The 16931-nt window shown below is 66.2% G+C and carries 13 protein-coding genes; 7 read left to right on the top strand and 6 right to left on the bottom strand.

Translation table 11 applies throughout. The features are described 5' to 3' along the window. Nucleotides 1-94 precede the first annotated feature (94 nt). Nucleotides 95-904 (bottom strand): UPF0149 family protein, encoded by an 810-nt coding sequence (locus MJ205_RS22655; RefSeq protein WP_239810477.1) that lies wholly within the window; start codon nucleotides 902-904, stop codon nucleotides 95-97. 215 nt (nucleotides 905-1119) lie between these two features. On the opposite strand from MJ205_RS22655, the gene MJ205_RS22650 reads away from it, so the two are divergent. Next, nucleotides 1120-2841 (top strand): FMN-binding glutamate synthase family protein, encoded by a 1722-nt coding sequence (locus MJ205_RS22650; protein WP_239810476.1) that lies wholly within the window; start codon nucleotides 1120-1122, stop codon nucleotides 2839-2841. Between the two features lie 69 nt (nucleotides 2842-2910). After that, on the top strand, nucleotides 2911-3777 hold the full coding sequence (locus MJ205_RS22645) for a hypothetical protein (protein ID WP_239810475.1): 867 nt from the start codon (nucleotides 2911-2913) through the stop codon (nucleotides 3775-3777). 75 nt (nucleotides 3778-3852) lie between these two features. On the opposite strand, the gene MJ205_RS22640 is transcribed toward MJ205_RS22645, so the two are convergent. Then, nucleotides 3853-5196 (bottom strand): dicarboxylate/amino acid:cation symporter, encoded by a 1344-nt coding sequence (locus MJ205_RS22640; RefSeq protein ID WP_239810474.1) that lies wholly within the window; start codon nucleotides 5194-5196, stop codon nucleotides 3853-3855. 165 nt (nucleotides 5197-5361) lie between these two features. Between MJ205_RS22640 and MJ205_RS22635 the strand changes: the two genes are divergently transcribed. Next, nucleotides 5362-8043: a sensor histidine kinase gene (locus tag MJ205_RS22635; RefSeq protein ID WP_446715039.1), complete on the top strand. Its 2682-nt coding sequence runs from the start codon at nucleotides 5362-5364 to the stop codon at nucleotides 8041-8043. A 92-nt stretch (nucleotides 8044-8135) separates the two neighbouring features. Here MJ205_RS22635 and MJ205_RS22630 read toward each other — a convergent pair whose 3' ends face one another. From MJ205_RS22630 to MJ205_RS22615, 4 genes are all read right to left on the bottom strand, one after another. Beyond that, on the bottom strand, nucleotides 8136-8798 hold the full coding sequence (locus MJ205_RS22630) for a response regulator (RefSeq protein ID WP_239810473.1): 663 nt from the start codon (nucleotides 8796-8798) through the stop codon (nucleotides 8136-8138). Between the two features lie 77 nt (nucleotides 8799-8875). Beyond that, entirely contained in the window at nucleotides 8876-9862 is a 987-nt protein-coding gene (locus tag MJ205_RS22625) for a Bug family tripartite tricarboxylate transporter substrate binding protein (protein ID WP_239810472.1), read from the bottom strand. Nucleotides 9863-9929: 67 nt separating this feature from the next. Further along, complete coding sequence (locus MJ205_RS22620) at nucleotides 9930-11072, bottom strand: acyl-CoA dehydrogenase family protein (protein ID WP_239810471.1); 1143 nt, start codon at nucleotides 11070-11072, stop codon at nucleotides 9930-9932. Between the two features lie 41 nt (nucleotides 11073-11113). After that, nucleotides 11114-12691 carry an AMP-binding protein gene (locus tag MJ205_RS22615; RefSeq protein ID WP_239810470.1) on the bottom strand — a complete coding sequence of 526 codons (1578 nt, stop codon included), beginning with the start codon at nucleotides 12689-12691 and terminating at the stop codon, nucleotides 11114-11116. Between the two features lie 210 nt (nucleotides 12692-12901). On the opposite strand from MJ205_RS22615, the gene MJ205_RS22610 reads away from it, so the two are divergent. The 4 genes from MJ205_RS22610 (at nucleotide 12902) to MJ205_RS22595 (ending at nucleotide 16922) form a co-directional block, all read left to right on the top strand. After that, nucleotides 12902-14083, top strand: coding sequence for a thiolase family protein (locus tag MJ205_RS22610; RefSeq protein WP_230778741.1), 1182 nt, complete (start codon nucleotides 12902-12904; stop codon nucleotides 14081-14083). Nucleotides 14084-14149: 66 nt separating this feature from the next. Next, on the top strand, nucleotides 14150-14917 hold the full coding sequence (locus MJ205_RS22605) for an SDR family NAD(P)-dependent oxidoreductase (protein WP_239810469.1): 768 nt from the start codon (nucleotides 14150-14152) through the stop codon (nucleotides 14915-14917). A gap of 170 nt (nucleotides 14918-15087) precedes the next feature. Beyond that, on the top strand, nucleotides 15088-15864 hold the full coding sequence (locus tag MJ205_RS22600; protein WP_239810468.1) for a crotonase/enoyl-CoA hydratase family protein: 777 nt from the start codon (nucleotides 15088-15090) through the stop codon (nucleotides 15862-15864). 71 nt (nucleotides 15865-15935) lie between these two features. Then, nucleotides 15936-16922 (top strand): Bug family tripartite tricarboxylate transporter substrate binding protein, encoded by a 987-nt coding sequence (locus MJ205_RS22595; protein WP_239810467.1) that lies wholly within the window; start codon nucleotides 15936-15938, stop codon nucleotides 16920-16922. Nucleotides 16923-16931 lie beyond the last annotated feature (9 nt).

Below are 16931 nucleotides of genomic sequence, written 5' to 3'. Positions count from 1 at the left end.
AGCCACTGCCCGCGTGGAGCGATGACGATCTGCGGCCTGATGGCAAAACAGCCGCAAAAGCGGCTGTTGTCAGAGACTTGTTTACATCTGGCGGTCAGGCACCGCAGCACTTCTTGTACTTCTTGCCGCTGCCGCAGGAGCAGGGGTCGTTGCGGCCGGGCACTTCGCCCTTGACGATGGTGGCCTGGCGCGGGCCCATGCTCTTCCAGATCTGGCGCAGGTCATACACCGCCCAGATCGCCTCGCCAAAGGTCTCCACGCGCTCCTGGCTGGTGCTGGCGGGGCCGTTTTCGTCATACATGCAGACGGTGGGCGTGCCGGTGTCGTCCTCGGTCAGCGCCACCACCGATTCCAGCGCATCATTCAGCCAGCGGGCGGCTTCCTTGTCGCGTGGTGCGGCCCACTCGTCGGCCCAGTTTTCGACGACGAACATGAAGCCCAGCGCCCAGACCTGGCCAAAGGATGGAATCTCCTGGCCGTCCAGCTCCTGGCGCTCTTCCTCGGGCAGGCTGGCAATCGCGCCGCGCATGTCCATCGCATCGGGTTGGAAGGTGTCGTCATCTTCCAGGCTCTTCACATCGGCGTCGAGCTGGGCGCTCACCTCGTTCCAGCGGATCTGCCACAGCTCCAGAAAGCGATCCTGCTGGGCCCGGTCCTTGAAGGCCGGCAGCTGCGGCAGCTGGCCGTCGGCATCGCGCTCGATCAGCTCGCCATCACCCACCAGCATCGGCAGGTACTCTTCGACCGGCACCGCGCGGCGCGTGCAGACCAGCGCGGTGAGTGCGCCATCCGCAAACTCCCACTGCGGAATCTCTTCGGCGCGTGTGCGCATGTCTTCCAGGATCTGGTCGATCTCGGTCAACTGGTCGTCATTCAATCCATCGGGGATCTGGGGCTGGGTCATCGGAGCTCTCTCAATAGGGGGCCGCGCAGCTCAAAGCCCTGCGTGCTTGCAATGCCACCGGTGCGCCCTATGATGGGGCTGGTTTTGTAACAACATTGCAATGGCAGACGGCCGCTGCGCCAGGCAGGGCCTGCAGTGTAGCGCCACCACGGCGCCTGTGCTGCAGCCCGGGATTTGCGCGCCGGCCCGGCCGGCCTGACCTGCACCGACTCCCGATGAACCAGCTCCACAAGATTTTTCCCGTCCGCTACACCGTCATGGTGCTGTGCATGCTGTTGCTGCTGGCCGGCATCATTGCGCTGGCACTGCAGGGCAGCCCCTGGTGGTGGCTGGCCGTGCTGGCCGGCGCCGCACTCACGCTGCTGGGTCTGCGCGACCGCCGCCAGACGCGCCACGCCATCCTGCGCAACTACCCGGTCATCGGCCATATGCGCTTTTTCCTGGAATTCATCCGCCCGGAAATGCGCCAGTACTTCATCGAAAGCGACACCGAAGCGCTGCCCTTCTCGCGCGCCCAGCGCTCGCTGGTCTACCAGCGTGCCAAGGGAGATCCGGACAACCGCCCTTTCGGCACCTTGATGGATGTGGGCGCACGCGGCTATGAATGGGTCAACCACTCGATGGCACCCACTCGGCTGGACGGCCATGATTTCCGCGTCTGGATTGGCGGCTCGCCCGATGCGCCATCGCAGTCGGTGGCGCCCTGCACCCAGCCCTACCATGCCAGCGTGTTCAACATCTCGGCGATGAGCTTTGGCGCGCTGTCGGCCAATGCCATCCTGGCGCTGAACAAGGGTGCGCAGATTGGCGGCTTTGCCCATGACACCGGCGAAGGCTCGATCAGCCAGCACCACCGCGTGCATGGTGGCGATCTGATCTGGGAAGTCGCCTCGGGCTATTTCGGCTGCCGCAACGATGACGGCAGCTTCAGCGAAGAGCGCTACATCGCCAACGCTACCCAGCCCCAGGTCAAGATGATCGAGCTCAAGCTCAGCCAGGGCGCCAAGCCCGGCCATGGCGGTGTGCTGCCCGGCGCCAAGGTCACCCCCGAGATCGCGGCGGCACGCGGCATACCGGTCGGCATCGACTGCATCTCGCCGGCCCGGCACAGCGCCTTCTCCACGCCCGAGGAGATGATGCATTTCATCGCCCGGCTGCGCCAGCTGTCGGGCGGCAAGCCCACCGGCTTCAAGTTCTGCCTGGGCCACCCCTGGGAATGGTTTGCGATTGTCAAGGCCATGCTCAAGACCGGCATCACGCCGGACTTCATCGTCGTCGACGGTGCCGAAGGCGGCACCGGCGCAGCGCCGGTCGAGTTCACCGACCACGTCGGCGTGCCGCTGCAAGAAGGCCTGCTCCTGGTGCACAACACCTTGATCGGTGTGAACCTGCGCGACCGCATCAAGCTGGGCGCAGCCGGCAAGGTCATCACCGCCTTTGACATCACCCGCATGATGGCGCTGGGCGCCGACTGGTGCAATGCCGGCCGGGGCTTCATGATGGCGCTGGGCTGCATCCAGGCCCAGACCTGCCACACCGGCAACTGCCCCACCGGCGTGACCACGCAGGATGCCGTGCGCCAGCAGGCGCTCGTCGTGCCCGACAAGGCCACGCGTGTCGCACAGTTCCACAAAAGCACTTTGCATGCGCTGCAGGAGCTGGTGCAGGCCGCCGGCCTGCGCCACCCCTGCGAGCTCAATGCCCACCACATCGTGCGCCGCATCAGCGACACCGAGGTGCGCCTGCTGTCCAACCTGCTCTTGCAGGTGCGGCCCGGCGCGCTGCTCGACGACCTGGCGCACCAGCATGACGTCTTCCGCACCTACTGGCCGCTGGCCAGCGCCGAGAGCTTCCAGCCGCTGGCGCAGCCCCATGTCAAACCGTCGGCGCCGGCCGACCACCACGACATGGTGCCCCAGGCGGCAGGCGGTCGCTGAACGGGCAGCGATAATGCAAGGTTTTCACTGTTGCTGGAGTGGCCGCTGCGGCGTGCGCCCCGCTTGCGCATGACCGATACCGCTCCCCCCTTACAGCCCCCTGCCGCCGCTGGCGCCCCGTCCGGCGCCCTGCCTGCCGGGCGCGCGGACTATGCCGGCTTTTTGCAGCAGCACCTGGCTAGCCAGACCTTCAATGTGGTGCGCTACGAGCTGCCCGGCGAATCCGTCTGGCTCAAAAAGGCGGGCCCGGCGATTGCGGCCTGGCGCTACCGGACCTTGGGCCTGCTCTCGCGGCTTCTCGATGTGCCGGTGCTGCAGCCCGTCGTCAACCCCGGCGGGCGCACGGCCATTGCCACCGAAGTGCGGCGCCTGCGCGACCTGCATGCGCGCGGCCTGCGCGTGCCGATGGTGCTGGCCGATGCACCCGATGGCTTTCTGATGCGCCACCTGGGCCTGCCTGGCGGCAATACGCCATCGCTCAGCGACGAGATCGAAGCAGCAGCCCGGCAAGCGCCCGCCAGCACCCTGGTGCTGTGGCAGCAGGGCTTTGCGGCCTTGCAGCGCGTGCATGCCAGCGGCACCTGCCTGAGCCAGGCCTTTGCCCGCAACATGGTGCGCTGCCCCGATGGCGTCATTGGCTATATCGATTTCGAGGACGACCCGCTGGCGACCCTGCCTCCTGCGCTGTGCATCGTCAAGGATGCGCTGTGCTACGCGCATTCCACCGCGCTGTTCCTGGACAACGCCGGCACCCTGGAGGCCGCCCGTGTTGACTGGCAGGCCTGGCTCGCGCAGACCGAGCCTGCGGTGCGCACAGCGCTCGAGCGCACCGTGCAGCAGATGCGCTGGGTCGGCAAGCTGCCCAACCAGCGCAAGCTGGGGCGCGATACCTTGCGGCTGCGGGCGATGGTCGGCCTGCTGCGTCCGCTGCCTTAAGAGCCTGCTCCAGGCATCTCACAGACGAAAAAATGGCCTGCATCTGCAGGCCATTGTTTTTGGAGCGGGTGGCGATCAGCCCTTGGCGGTCTCCACCACGGGCACCTGTACCGGCACATTCTCCAGCACCGGCTCATTGTTGAGCACGGCGTTGAGCTTGGTGTAGTCCAGCGCGTTCTCCCAGCGCGAGACCACGACGGTGGCGACGGCATTGCCGATGAAGTTGGTCAGCGAACGGCATTCGGACATGAAGCGGTCCACACCGAGGATCAGTGCCATGCCGGCCACGGGCACTTCCGGCACCACGGCCAGCGTAGCAGCCAGGGTGATGAAGCCCGCGCCGGTCACACCGGCAGCGCCCTTGGAGCTCAGCATCGCCACCAGCAGCAGTGCGATCTGGTGTCCCAGGGTCAGGTGGGTGTCGGTCGCCTGGGCGATGAACAGCGCCGCCAGGGTCATGTAGATGTTGGTGCCGTCGAGGTTGAACGAGTAGCCGGTAGGAACCACCAGGCCCACCACCGACTTGCTGCAACCGGCCTTTTCCATCTTGTGCATCAGCGAAGGCAGCGCCGATTCGGACGACGAGGTGCCCAGCACCAGCAGCAGCTCATCCTTGAGGTAACGGATCAGCTTGAGCACCGAGAAGCCGCAGGCACGGGCCACGGCACCCAGAATCACCAGCACGAACAGCAGCGAAGTGATGTAGAAGGTCAGCACCAGCTCGGCCAGGTTCAGCAGCGAGCCCAGACCGAACTTGCCGATCGTGAAGGCCATCGCACCGAAGGCACCGATGGGGGCGAGCTTCATCACGATGTTGACCAGCTTGAAGACGGGCTTGGTCAGGGATTCGAGCAGGTTGAGCACCGGCTTGCCACTGTCGCCGACCATCGCCAGCGACACGCCAAACAGCACCGCCACCAGCAGCACCTGCAGAATGTTGTCGCCGACAAAGGGGCTGATCAGCGTCTTGGGGATGATGTCCATCACAAAACCGCTCAGGGTCATGTCATGCGACTTGGCCACATAGGTGCTGACTTCCTTCTGGTCCAGATCGGCCACATTGATGTGCATGCCGGCGCCCGGCTGCATCACATTGGCCACGATCAGGCCCACGATCAAGGCCAGGGTCGAGAAGGTCAGAAAGTACACCATCGCCTTGCCGAACACGCGGCCAACCGCGCTCAGGTGCGTCATGTTCGCAATGCCCGTCACGATGGTCAGAAAAATCACCGGTGCGATGATCATCTTGATCAGCTTGATGAAGGCATCGCCAAAGGGCTTCATCGCCGCACCATACTGGGGCTCGAAATGCCCCAACAAGACGCCGATGATGATGGCCACGATCACCTGGAAGTACAAAGTCCGGTAAAAAGGCGGTGCCTGTACGGGCGCCAGGCTGGCGTTGGAATCGATCTGCATGGTGGGGCTCCAAAGATACGCAGCACCAAGTCGGTGCACTGAGGCGCGTTTGTATCCCAGCCCTTACAGATTGCCCATTAGACATTAGTATTAGGCGCCGCCTTCCCAGAGCTACGGAAAACCCAAACCCAGGGAAACTACCTAGCCAGTTGTACAACCTCCTCTATGATTGCCCGCCGCTCCCTGCGATCCCTGTGGACCTTCTGCGCCGTGCTGCTGAGCACGGCCGCTGCTGCTGCGGGCGCCTGGCACTGGATGCTGCAGCACAGCCTGGCCGAGGAGAATATGCAGGCCCACCGGCAGCTGGGCCTGTACGCCCAGGCCATGGGCCAGCGGCTGGACCGCTACCGGGTGCTGCCCGATGTGCTGGCGCTCGATGCCGAGCTGCGCGAGGCGCTGACCCATCCGCAAAGCCCCGAGCAGGTGCTGCGTCTGAACCAGAAGCTGGAGCAGGCCAATGGCGCCAGCCTGGCCTCCACCCTCACCTTGATCGATGCCCATGGCGTGGCGCTGGCCGCCAGCAACTGGCGCGGCCCCTCCAGCAACGTCGGGGAGGACTACAGCTTTCGCCCCTATGTGCAGCTGGCGCTGGCCCAGGACAAAGGCAGCTTCTACGGCATCGGCATGACCACTGGCGAGGCCGGCTATTTCCTCTCGCGCGCCATCACCAGCGATGCCGGCGGCCAGCACCGGGTGCTGGGGCTGATCGCCATCAAGATCGTGCTGCTGGAGCTGGAGCGCGAGTGGATCCAGAACCCCGATATCGTGCTGGCCAGCGATGCCAATGGGGTCGTGTTTCTGGCCAGCAATGACGACTGGCGCTACCGCACGCTCAAGACCATCGATGCCAGCGCGCAGCAGGAGATGGACCGCACCCAGCAGTACCGCAGCCAGCCGCTGCGGCCGCTGCGCCACGCGCAGATCACGCCGCTGGCCGAAGGTGGTGCGCTGGTGCAGTGGCAGGATCCCCCGGTGGGCCGCAAGCTCTGGCAAAGCATGACCTTGCCCGAAACCGGCTGGCAGCTGCACATCCTGCACGATGTGGACATCAGCGAGGCAGCGGCCTGGTGGGCCGCTGCGGCTGCCGGCGGTGGCTGGCTGGCGCTGTCGCTGCTGCTGCTGTATGCGCGCCAGCGCCAGCGCCTGTCTGCGCTGCGCCAGCGCAGCCGCGAAGAGCTCGAGGCACTCCTCAAGCAGCATGCGCAGGAGTTGCGCACCGCGCAGGATGGCATCGTGGCCGCCGCCCACCAGGCCGATGCCGGCCACAGCCAGAGCCTCGAGCACCTGCCCCAGGGCGTGGTGGTTATTGATGCCGCGCTGAACCTGGTGGCCTGGAACTCCCGCTACATGGAGCTGTTCCGGCTGCCGGCCGGCCTGCTGAAAGTGGGCATGCCGGTCGAGGAGCTGTACCGCTATAACGCGCGCCGGGGCCTGCTGGGCTCGGGCGACATTGACGAGGCCATCGAGCGGCGCATGCAGTTTCTGCGCAGCGGCAAGCCCCATGCGCGCGAGAGCGAAAAGGCCGACGGCACCGTGCTGGAGATCCGTGGCAACCCCTTGCCCGATGGCGGCTTTGTGACCAGCTATGCCGACATCACCAGCTACAAGAATGCCGCGCGCGAGCTGCGCTCCCTGGCCGATGCGCTGGAAAAGCGCATTGCCGACCGCACCGAAGACCTGGCCCAGGCCAAGCGCGAAGCCGAACAAGCCAACCGCTACAAATCCAAGTTCGTGGCCGCCGCGGTGCATGACCTGCTGCAGCCGCTGAACGCCGCGCGGGTGTTTGTGTCGCTGCTGCGCCAGCATGTGCAGGGCGACAAGGCCTTGGAGCTTGCCAGCGATGTCGAAGGGGCGCTGGCCTCTCAGGACGATATCCTCAACAGCCTGCTCGACATCGCACGCATGGAATCGGGCCAGCTGGAGGTCCAGCGCCGTGACTTTGACATCCAGCCGATGCTGGCCCAGCTGGGCAGCAGCCTGGGCGTGCTGGCCCAGGGCCATGGCCTGGAGCTGCAGGTCATCCGCTGCCGCGCCAGGGTGCACAGCGACGAGGCGCTGCTGCGCCGCATTGTGCAGAACTTTCTGTCCAACGCCATCCGCTACACGCGGCGTGGCCGCATCGTGCTGGGCTGCCGGCGCGTCGGCCGGCATCTGCGCATCGAGGTGCATGACCAGGGCCCCGGCATCCCCGAGAGCCTGCACCGCGAGATCTTTGAAGAATTCCGCCGGCTGGAGACCGGCCGCCAGCATGAGCGCGGTGCCGGCCTGGGTCTGGCCATCGTCGACCGCCTGGGGCGCCTGCTGCAGCACCCGATTGGCCTGCGCTCGACCTTGGGCCGGGGCTCGGTCTTCTGGGTCGAAGTGCCGCTGAGCCAGGCCGCACTGCCGCAGGCGCTGTCTCACCAGGCCGCCGAAACCACCGCGGCGAGCGGCCAGGCCGCACCGCTGCAAGGCGCCAGCGTCTGGTGCATTGGCCAGGCCGCCATTCAAGGCACCGCGCCGCTGCTGCAACGCTGGGGCTGCCAGGTGGCGCAGCATGCCGATGCCGAGGCGGCGTTGGCGCAGGCCCGGAACGGCCCAACGCCGTGGCCTGCCTTTGTCGTGGTCGATGCGGCGCATGCCAGCCCGGCCACAATACGCGCCTTGCTGGCCTGCGGGCCCAAAACGCCGGGCGTCGTCTGGCTCAGCACCGATGCCGGCCACCAGGACGCCGCCAGCCAACAGGCCAGTGCGTGGGGCTGGGGGGTGCTGACGCAGCCTGCGCGGCCTGCCGCTCTGCGTGCGCTGGTCGGCCAGCTGCTGCTAAGAGCCGGTAACACGACCAGCAAACCGAAGGTTTGCGGTTGAGACTAGGCGTCAAGCCGCAGGCAGTACAGTAGTACGACAAGGCTTGGCGCGGCCGGCGAGGCAACGACGTATCAAGGGTTGTGTTAGCGGCTCTAAGGCAGCGCTGAGTCGTCCGTGGGCATACCGCCGTCCGCCTCCAGGTTGCGCACCAGCACGGCAACCTGGGTGCGGCTGTGGCAGCCGAGCTTTTTCAGAATCGCGGTCACATGCACCTTCACGGTGTGTTCGGTCACGCCCATCTCCTGCGCAATCTGCTTGTTGAGCAGGCCATCGGCCAGGTACAGCAGGGTCTTGAACTGGTGGGGCGTCAGCTGCGCCAGGCGGGCGGCCAGCTCGGCGTCTTCCTGCGACAGCTCGGCAGCCATCGAGGGGAAGACGGTGTCCCCCTCCATCACCGCCTCGATGGCTGCAGTGATGGCATCGGCCGATGCCGCCTTGGAGATAAAGCCCGAGGCGCCGAACTGCTGGGCGCGGCGGATGATGCGCGGGTGGTCGTTGGACGAGATGACCACCACCGGCAGCTGCGGGTAGGCGCCGCGCACATGCAGCAGCGCCGAGAAACCATGGGTGCCGGGCATCGTCAGGTCAAGCAGCACCAGCTCGATGCCGGGGTGCGCCGCCAAGGCTGCGCTGAGCGAGCTGGCACTGGAGGCTTCCAGCACCTCTAAGGCAGCAAAACGCCCCCGGATCACCTGCACCACGGCAGCGCGAAACAGGGGGTGGTCATCGGCAACAAGCAGAGCGGGAGGGGACATAGGCGATAGTCTGCCATTTGCGTGGACCTGTGCGGCGCCGCCCACCTGAAGTCCCGCTGACCTGCTGTGTTTTCGCGTCAATCCATCGAGATCTTCGCCGCATCGACAATCGATTTCCAGTGCGCCGCATCGCGGGCCAGCAGCGGCTTAAACTCCGCCGGCGTCGAGCCCACGGGGATCAGGCCCATGTCCAGCAGGCGCTTGCTGATCTCGGGCATCCTGACAATGGCGGCCAGCTCGTTGCCCAGCTTGTCCACAATCGGCTGCGGTGTGCTGGCCGGCACAAAGTAGCCAAACCAGCCATTGGCCTCAAAGCCGCTGTAGCCGGCCTCGGCCATCGTCGGCACATCGGGCAGCGCGGGGTGGCGCTGCGAGCCGGTCACCGCCAGGATGCTGACCTTGTCCGATTTGATATGCGGGTAGGCCGCAGCTGCATCGATGAAGGCCGACTCCAGCTGGCCGCCCAGCATGGCCGCCATCTCCGGGCCCGAGCCCTGGTACGGCACGTGGACCATGTCAATGCCGGCCTTGAGCTTGAGCTGCTCGCCATGCAGATGCGAGGAGGTGGCATTGCCGTACGAGCCGTAGTTGAGCTTGCCCGGCTGGGCCTTGGCCTTGGCGACGAACTGCTGCAGGCTGGTGATGCCCGCGCTGCGCGGCACGAACACCAGGTCGGCCGACTTGGCCGCCTGCGACACCGGCGCCAGGTCGCTCAACTGGTAAGGCACCTTCTTGTACAGCGCTGGGATCTGCACCAGCGCGGTAATGCCCAGCAGCACCGTGTAGCCATCGGCGGGCGCCTTGGCCACCAGGTCGTTGCCCATCATGCCGCTGGCACCGGGCTTGTTGTCCACAATCACCGGCTGGCCCCAGCGCTGCGACAGCTGGGTGCCCATCAAGCGGGCAATGATGTCGGTGCCGCCCCCTGCCGGGTAGGGCACCACCAGGCGGATGGGCTTGCTGGGGTAGTGGTCGGCGGCCAGGGCGCTGCCGGTGGCAAGCACCAGCGCAGCGCAGGCAGCAGTGGTGAGCACACGGCCCAGGGCCGAGCGGCGGTTTTGCATGGTTTGTCTCCTATTGCTGGTTATGCCGCTGGCGCGCTCTGTGGCGTGCGCGGGGCGCTGGTCATGGTCAAAGCGTTCGGGCAATGATTTCCTTCATGATCTCGTCGCTGCCGCCGTAGATGCGGCCAATGCGGGCATCGGTCCAGGCCCGGCCGACCTGGTACTCGGTCATGTAGCCGTAGCCGCCGTGCAGCTGCAAAAATTCGTCGAGTAGCTTGTTCTGCAGCGCCGTCGCATTGAGCTTGACCATGGCTGCACGGTCCGGTGTCAGCTCGCGCGTCAGGTGCAGGCGCATGCAGTCGTCGACAAACACGCGCAGCATCGTCGCCTGGGCCTTGGCCTCGGCCAGCTTGAAGCGGGTGTTCTGGAACTCGAACACCGTCTGGCCAAAGGCCTTGCGCTCGCGGGTGTAGTCCACCGTCTTCTGCAAAAAGGCCTCGATCGACATGGCAGCCCGCACCGCCACCACCAGGCGCTCCTGCGCCAGCTCGTGCATCAGGTACTTGAAGCCCATGTTCTCTTCGCCCAGCAGGTTGTCCACCGGCACGCGCACGTTGTCAAAGAACAGCTCCGAGGTGTCCTGCGCCATCAGGCCGATCTTCTCGAGCTTGCGGCCCTTGGCAAAGCCGGGCGTGCCGTCTTCCACCACGATCAGCGACACGCCCTTGGCACCCAGCTCGGGCGCCGTCTTGCAGACCACCACGACGATCTCGGCATTGATGCCATTGGTGATGAAGGTCTTGGCGCCATTGATCACATAGTGGTCGCCGTCGCGCCTGGCCGTGGTGCGCACCGATTTGAGGTCGCTGCCCGCGCCGGGCTCAGTCATCGCGATCGCGCCGATCATCTCGCCGGCCGCCATCTTGGGCAGCCAGCGGTCTTTTTGCGCGGTGCTGCCATAGGCATGGATATAGGGCGCGACGATGTCCGAATGCAGCGGAAAGCCCAGGCCGCTGGCGCCCGTGCGGGCAATCTCTTCGATCAGCACGGCGGCATGGCCAAAATCGCCCCCGCTGCCATAGGGCTCGGGCAGCATGGTGTTCAAGAGGCCCTCGCGGCCGGCCTTGCGCCAGACCTCCTTGGGGACGATGCCATCGCGCTCCCACTGCGCATGGAAGGGCACGATCTCCTTGTCAAAGAAATGGCGGACGGCATCACGAAACTGCAGATGGTCTTCGCGGAACACGCTGCGTTGGGTCAGATCTTGCATGGTGGTCAGAGGGTGGAACGAAGAAAAATGAATGGGGGGCATCAGCCCTGGGCACCGCTGGTACTGCGCAGGCCAAAGCCCGCCTGCGGCGACGCCTTGAACCGATCCTTGAGCACGCGGCGCAGCAGCTTGCCGGTCTCCAGCCGGGGCAGGCTGGGCTCGAACACCAGGCGCTGGGGCCGCTTGACCTTGGACAGGCTGGCGGCCGCGTGGTCAACGATCGCGCGCGCCATGGCCTCGTCGGGCGCAAAGCCGGGCTTGAGCACCACGACGGCCAGGGTCTGCTCGCCAAAGTCCTCATCGGGCACGCCGACGACGGCCACCTCTTCCACGGCGGCATGCTGGGCCAGCGCGTTCTCGATCTCCTGCGGGTAGAGGTTCACCCCGCCCGACAGGATCAGGTCGGCGCGCCGGTCGCTCAGGAACAGAAAGCCGTCGGCATCGACATGTCCGATGTCGCCATAGGTGGCCCAGCCGCGCGCATCGATGGCCTCGCGCGTCTTGCGCTCGTCATTGAGGTACTGGAAGGCACCGCCGCCCGAGAAATAGACCCGGCCGACCTCGCCCACGCCCAGCTCCTGCCCGTCGTCGCCGACGATATGCAGCTGGCCGCTGATGGCCCGGCCGACCGAGCCTGGCCGTGCACGCCATTCGGCCGAATCGATCAAGGTGGTGCCGCAGCCTTCGGAGCCGGCGTAGTACTCCAGCAGGATGTCGCCCCACCAGTCCAGCATGCCCTGCTTGACGGCCACCGGGCAGGGCGCTGCCGCATGGATGGCCACGCGGTGGCTGTCCAGCCGGTAGCGGCGCTTGACCTCGTCGGGCAGCTTGAGCAGGCGCCCCAGCATCGTCGGCACCCACTGGCTGTGGGTGACCTGGTAGCGCTCGATCAGCGCCAGCGCCTGCTCCGGATCGAAGCGGCTCATGATGATGGCCGAGCCGCCGACATCCAGGGTGCGCAGGCTGTAGCGCAGCGGTGCCGCATGGTAGAGCGGCGCGGGCGAGAGGTAGACGGCGTCTTCATCAAACCGCATGCTGCGCATCCATGCGGCTACCTCGGGGTCGCGCTGCGTGCGGTAGGCTGCGGCCAGCAGCGGCTTCTTGATGCCCTTGGGCCGGCCGGTGGTGCCGCTGGAATAGAGCAGATCGCGGCCCAACGGGCGCGTGGCCAGGTCGATCGGCGCGCGCTGGGGTACGGCGGCCAGCGCATCGGCCAAGGGTGCCACACCCGGCGTATCGCCATCGACGGAATAGCAGGCCAGCGCCAGGCCCTGCACGGCCTCCTGCGCGGTGGGCCAGGTCTTGCTGGACACCAGCAGCACCTTGGCACCGCTGTCCTGGGCGATATAGGCCACCTCGGCCGCGGTCAGGTGGGTGCTGATGACGGCGGCATACAGGCCGGCCAGCCGCGCGGCCAGTACCAGCTGCATGATTTCATAGCGGTTCTCCAGCAGCACCGCAATCGTCTCCTCGGCCTGCAGCCCCTGCTGCGCCAGCCACTGCGCCATCTGCTCGGCGCCCTGCGCGATCTCGCCTGCGGTGTAGCACCGGCCGGTATCGGCCTGCGTCAAAACCACCCGCTCGGGCTGGGTCTGGGCCCAGCTGAAGAAGTTGTGCATCTCCTCGGTCTCCGTGGTGCACAGGGGATCGCTGCACGCAATCACCTGTGTTACATCTTTACTTTAATTTTGAATCACTCGTCTCGAATTTCGAGATTTCACAGACAGTATCTGGCGTTTGCTGCGAAATTTACTGCGGGTAAATACCAGTAGGTATTCGGTTTTTTGAAACCTATCATTAATTTAATGATCCACAAGTCTCATTAAATGATGAAAACACCTGTCATTGTCGATGCCATCCGCAGCCCCATGGCCCGGGCCAAACCCGATGGCGCGCTGGCTGAAGTCCACCCGGTCGACCTGCTCTCCCAGGTGCTGGAGCAGCTGGTGGCCCGCAACCAGCTCGACCCCGCGACCGTCGATGACGTGATCTGCGGCTGCGTCAGCCAGGCGGGCGAGCAGGCCGGCACGCCCGGGCGCCTGGCCTGGCTGGCCGCCGGCCTGCCCACCCATGTGCCCTCGACCACGATTGACCGCAAATGCGGCTCCAGCCAGCAGGCGGTGCACTTTGCCGCCCAGGCCATCATGTCCGGCACGCAGGACATCGTCATCGCCTGCGGTGTCGAATCGATGAGCCGGGTGCCGATGGGCAGCTCACGCATGGGCAAGAACACGACCGGCGCCCGCTTTGACGAGCGCTATGCACCGGGCCTCGTGGGCCAGGGGGTGTCGGCCGACCTGGTGGCCGCCAAATGGGGCCTGTCGCGCAGCGATCTGGATGCCTATGCCGCCCGCTCGCACCAGCGCGCCCATGCCGCCCAAAGCAGCGGCGGCTTTGCGCGCGAGATCGTGCCCATCCGCAGCCCGCTGGGCCTTGTCAGTGCTGACGAGACCATCCGCGCCAGCACCACGGCCGAGAAGCTCGCCGGCCTCAAGGCCGTGTTCGAGAGCGAAGAACTCTCGGCCCGCTTTCCGCAGATCCAGTGGAGCACCACGGCCGGCAATGCCTCGCAGATGACCGATGGCGCCAGCGCCATGCTGATCATGAGCGAAGAGCGCGCGCTGCAATTGGGACTGCGACCACGCGCCCGCTTTGTGGCCTTTGATGTCGTGGGCGACGACCCGCTCTACATGCTGACCGCCCCCATCCCCGCCACCCAGCGCGTGCTGGCCAAGGCGCGCATGCAGCTGGGCGACATTGCGCACTACGAGATCAACGAGGCCTTTGCCTCGGTGCCACTGGCCTGGCAGAAGGAGCTGGGCGCCGATGGCGAGCGCCTGAACCCGCGCGGCGGCGCGATTGCGCTGGGCCACCCGCTGGGCGCGTCGGGCCTGCGGCTGATGACCACGATGCTGCATGCACTGGAAGACAGCGGTGAGCGCTATGGCCTGCAGTCGATGTGCGAGGCCGGTGGCATGGCCAACGCCACGATTATTGAAGTGCTGCGCTAAGCGCCTCAGAGAGCCGTCACAACGGCTCCATCGGATTGAACCTTTGAACTGACAAGGATTTTTGAGATGCAATTGACCCAAGGAATGACCGCCCTCGTGACCGGCGGCGTATCGGGGCTGGGCGAAGCCAGCGCTGTGGCCCTGCTGGAGCGCGGCCTGAACGTGGTGGCGGTGGACCTGAACGAAGAGCGCGGCGCCGCGATGGAAAAGCAGTACGCCGGCCAGCTCCGGTTCATCAAGGCCGATGTGGCCGATGCCGAGCAGATGCAAAAGGCCGTGTCTGCCGCGCAGGCCTGGGGCCAGTTCCGTGCGCTGGTGCATTGCGCCGGCATCGGCGGCCCGGTGCGCCTGATCGAGAAGGACGGCAGCCCCGGCTCGCTGGAAAAGTATACGAACATCATCCGCATCAACCAGATCGGTACCTTCAACACCTTGCGCCTGTCGGCCGTCGCGATGGCGCAGAACGAGCCGCTGGAAGGCGAGCGCGGCGCCTGCGTGCTGACCGCCTCGGTCGCAGGCTATGAAGGCCAGATCGGCCAGATCCCCTATGCCTCGTCGAAGGCCGCCGTCATCGGCATGACCATCGTCGCCGCGCGCGATCTGGCCTCCAAGATGATCCGCGTCTGCACCATTGCACCGGGCCTGTTCGACACCCCCATCCTCGCCAAGCTGCCCGAGAACGTGCGCCAGTCGCTCGCCGCGTCGGTCCCCAACCCGGCACGCCTGGGCCGCCCGCCCGAGTACGCGATGACGGCGCTGCACATTCTGGAGAACCCGATGCTGAACGGCGAAACCATCCGCCTGGACGGCGCCATCCGCATGCAACCACGCTGAGGCACTAACACAGCCCTTGATACGTCGTTGCACGCCTTGTCGTACTCTTGTACTGCCTGCGGCTTTGCGCCTCGTCAGGGGCGCTCAGCCTCAACCGCAAACCTTCGGTTTGCTGGGCTGTCTTAGCGCCTCAAAACCCCCTGCCCTGCAGCACCCTTTGAAAGGTCCCCATGTCTGGCTCTGACACCGCCGAACTCCTGGTCGAAACCCGTGGCCCGGTGCTCATCATGCAGCTCAACCGCCCCCAGGCGCGCAATGCCGCCACCTTGGAAATGGCCGAGGCGATGGCCAGTGCGCTCGACGCGCTGGACAGCCGGCCGGACCTCAGGGTAGGCATCATCACCGGCGCAGGCGGCAGCTTTTGCGCCGGCATGGACCTCAAGGGCTTTTTGCAGGGCAAGCGCCCCAGCCTGCCGGGGCGCGGCTTTTGCGGGTTGACGATGCGGCCACCTGCCAAGCCGCTGATCGCGGCGGTGGAAGGCTATGCGCTGGCTGGCGGCTTTGAGGTAGCGCTGGCCTGCGACCTGGTCGTGGCCGCACGCAATGCCCAATTTGGCCTGCCCGAAGTCAAGCGGGGCCTGGCTGCATCGGCCGGTGGCCTGCTGCGCCTGCCCAAACGCCTGCCCTACCACGTGGCGCTGGAATGCATCCTCACCGGCGACATGTTCGGCGCCGAGCGATTTACCCAGCTGGGCCTGGTCAACCGCCTGACCGAGCCCGGCGGCGCACTCGATGCCGCACTGGCGCTGGCGCAGACCATTGCCGCCAATGGCCCGCTGGCAGTCGCCGCGAGCAAGCAGGTGGCCAGCCAGTCCGGCGAATGGCCGCTGGCGGAGATGTTCGAGCGCCAGTCCGCCATCACCGCGCCGGTGTTCAGCTCGCAGGATGCGCGCGAAGGCGCGGCCGCCTTTGCGGAAAAACGCGCACCGGTCTGGAAGGGTGCCTGAACCCCGTCCAGCAACTCTGCGTTGTACAGCCCTTGGACGCGCCACAGAAGCGCGCAGCAGGAGACAAACCCATGCCACGTACCCAGCCTCTTCGCCAGCCCCTGCGGGCCTTGGCGGCCCTGGCGCTGCTCGCCAGCGCGCTCCACGCCCATGCCGAGGCCAGCTGGCCCACGCGCACCATCACCTTGGTGGTGCCCGGCGCCGCCGGCGGGTCGACCGATATTCCCGCACGCCTGCTGGCCCAAAAGCTGGGCCAGCGGCTGGGCCAGCCGGTGATCGTCGACAACAAACCCGGCGCCGGCGGCAGCCTGGGGGCCAGCCTGGTCGCCCGCGCCCAGCCCGACGGCTACACGGTGCTGGTGGGCAACAGCGGCTCCAATGCGATCAACTACACGGCCTATAAAAAGCTCAGCTACCAACCCGGCGACTTTGCCCCGCTGACCGACATGATCTCGTTTGCCAACGTGCTGGTCGTGCCCGCCAAGTCGCCCATCCAGAGCCTGGATGCGCTGGTGGCCGCTGCCAAGGCGCAGCCGGGCAAGCTGTCGTTCTCGTCCGCCGGTGTGGGCCAGACCACGCACCTGATGGGCGAGCTGTTCAAGGAGCGCACCGGCACCGATGTGGTCCACATCCCCTACAAGGGCTCGGCCCCCGGCACGATGGCGATCGTGACCGGCGAGACCCAGTTCATGTTCGACAACATGACCGCCTCGCTGGTCCATATCAAGGACGGCAAGCTGCGCCCGCTGGCTGTCACTGGCGACCAGCGCGAGCCCGATCTGCCCGAGGTGCCGACGATGACCGAGCTGGGCATGCGCAACTTCAACCAGGTCGGTTGGATGGGCTTCTTCGTGCCCGCCAAGACCCCGCCCGAGGTGCAGAAAAAACTGGCCGAGAACCTGCAGGCTGTGCTGCATGACCCCGACATCATGCGCCGCTACCGCGCGCTGGGCGGCCGCCCCGGCGGCATGCCCCAAGCAGACTTTGCCAAGCTGGTGGCCGATGACCAGCAGACCTGGGGCGCGCTGATCCAGAGCCAGCAGCTGCAGCTGGACTGATGCGACCTG

This window comes from Comamonas sp. B21-038 (assembly GCF_022387135.1).
GTDB lineage: Bacteria > Pseudomonadota > Gammaproteobacteria > Burkholderiales > Burkholderiaceae_C > Comamonas > Comamonas sediminis.
Note: the sequence above shows the minus strand (reverse complement) of the source record. Positions and strands in the feature narration are given on the sequence as shown.

Coding starts and splice junctions, on each gene's coding strand:
- MJ205_RS22655 (WP_239810477.1), bottom strand. CDS start 904: ATGACCCAGCCCCAGATCCCCGATGGATTGAATGACGACCAGTTGACC.
- MJ205_RS22650 (WP_239810476.1), top strand. CDS start 1,120: ATGAACCAGCTCCACAAGATTTTTCCCGTCCGCTACACCGTCATGGTG.
- MJ205_RS22645 (WP_239810475.1), top strand. CDS start 2,911: ATGACCGATACCGCTCCCCCCTTACAGCCCCCTGCCGCCGCTGGCGCC.
- MJ205_RS22640 (WP_239810474.1), bottom strand. CDS start 5,196: ATGCAGATCGATTCCAACGCCAGCCTGGCGCCCGTACAGGCACCGCCT.
- MJ205_RS22635 (WP_446715039.1), top strand. CDS start 5,362: ATGATTGCCCGCCGCTCCCTGCGATCCCTGTGGACCTTCTGCGCCGTG.
- MJ205_RS22630 (WP_239810473.1), bottom strand. CDS start 8,798: ATGTCCCCTCCCGCTCTGCTTGTTGCCGATGACCACCCCCTGTTTCGC.
- MJ205_RS22625 (WP_239810472.1), bottom strand. CDS start 9,862: ATGCAAAACCGCCGCTCGGCCCTGGGCCGTGTGCTCACCACTGCTGCC.
- MJ205_RS22620 (WP_239810471.1), bottom strand. CDS start 11,072: ATGCAAGATCTGACCCAACGCAGCGTGTTCCGCGAAGACCATCTGCAG.
- MJ205_RS22615 (WP_239810470.1), bottom strand. CDS start 12,691: ATGCACAACTTCTTCAGCTGGGCCCAGACCCAGCCCGAGCGGGTGGTT.
- MJ205_RS22610 (WP_230778741.1), top strand. CDS start 12,902: ATGAAAACACCTGTCATTGTCGATGCCATCCGCAGCCCCATGGCCCGG.
- MJ205_RS22605 (WP_239810469.1), top strand. CDS start 14,150: ATGCAATTGACCCAAGGAATGACCGCCCTCGTGACCGGCGGCGTATCG.
- MJ205_RS22600 (WP_239810468.1), top strand. CDS start 15,088: ATGTCTGGCTCTGACACCGCCGAACTCCTGGTCGAAACCCGTGGCCCG.
- MJ205_RS22595 (WP_239810467.1), top strand. CDS start 15,936: ATGCCACGTACCCAGCCTCTTCGCCAGCCCCTGCGGGCCTTGGCGGCC.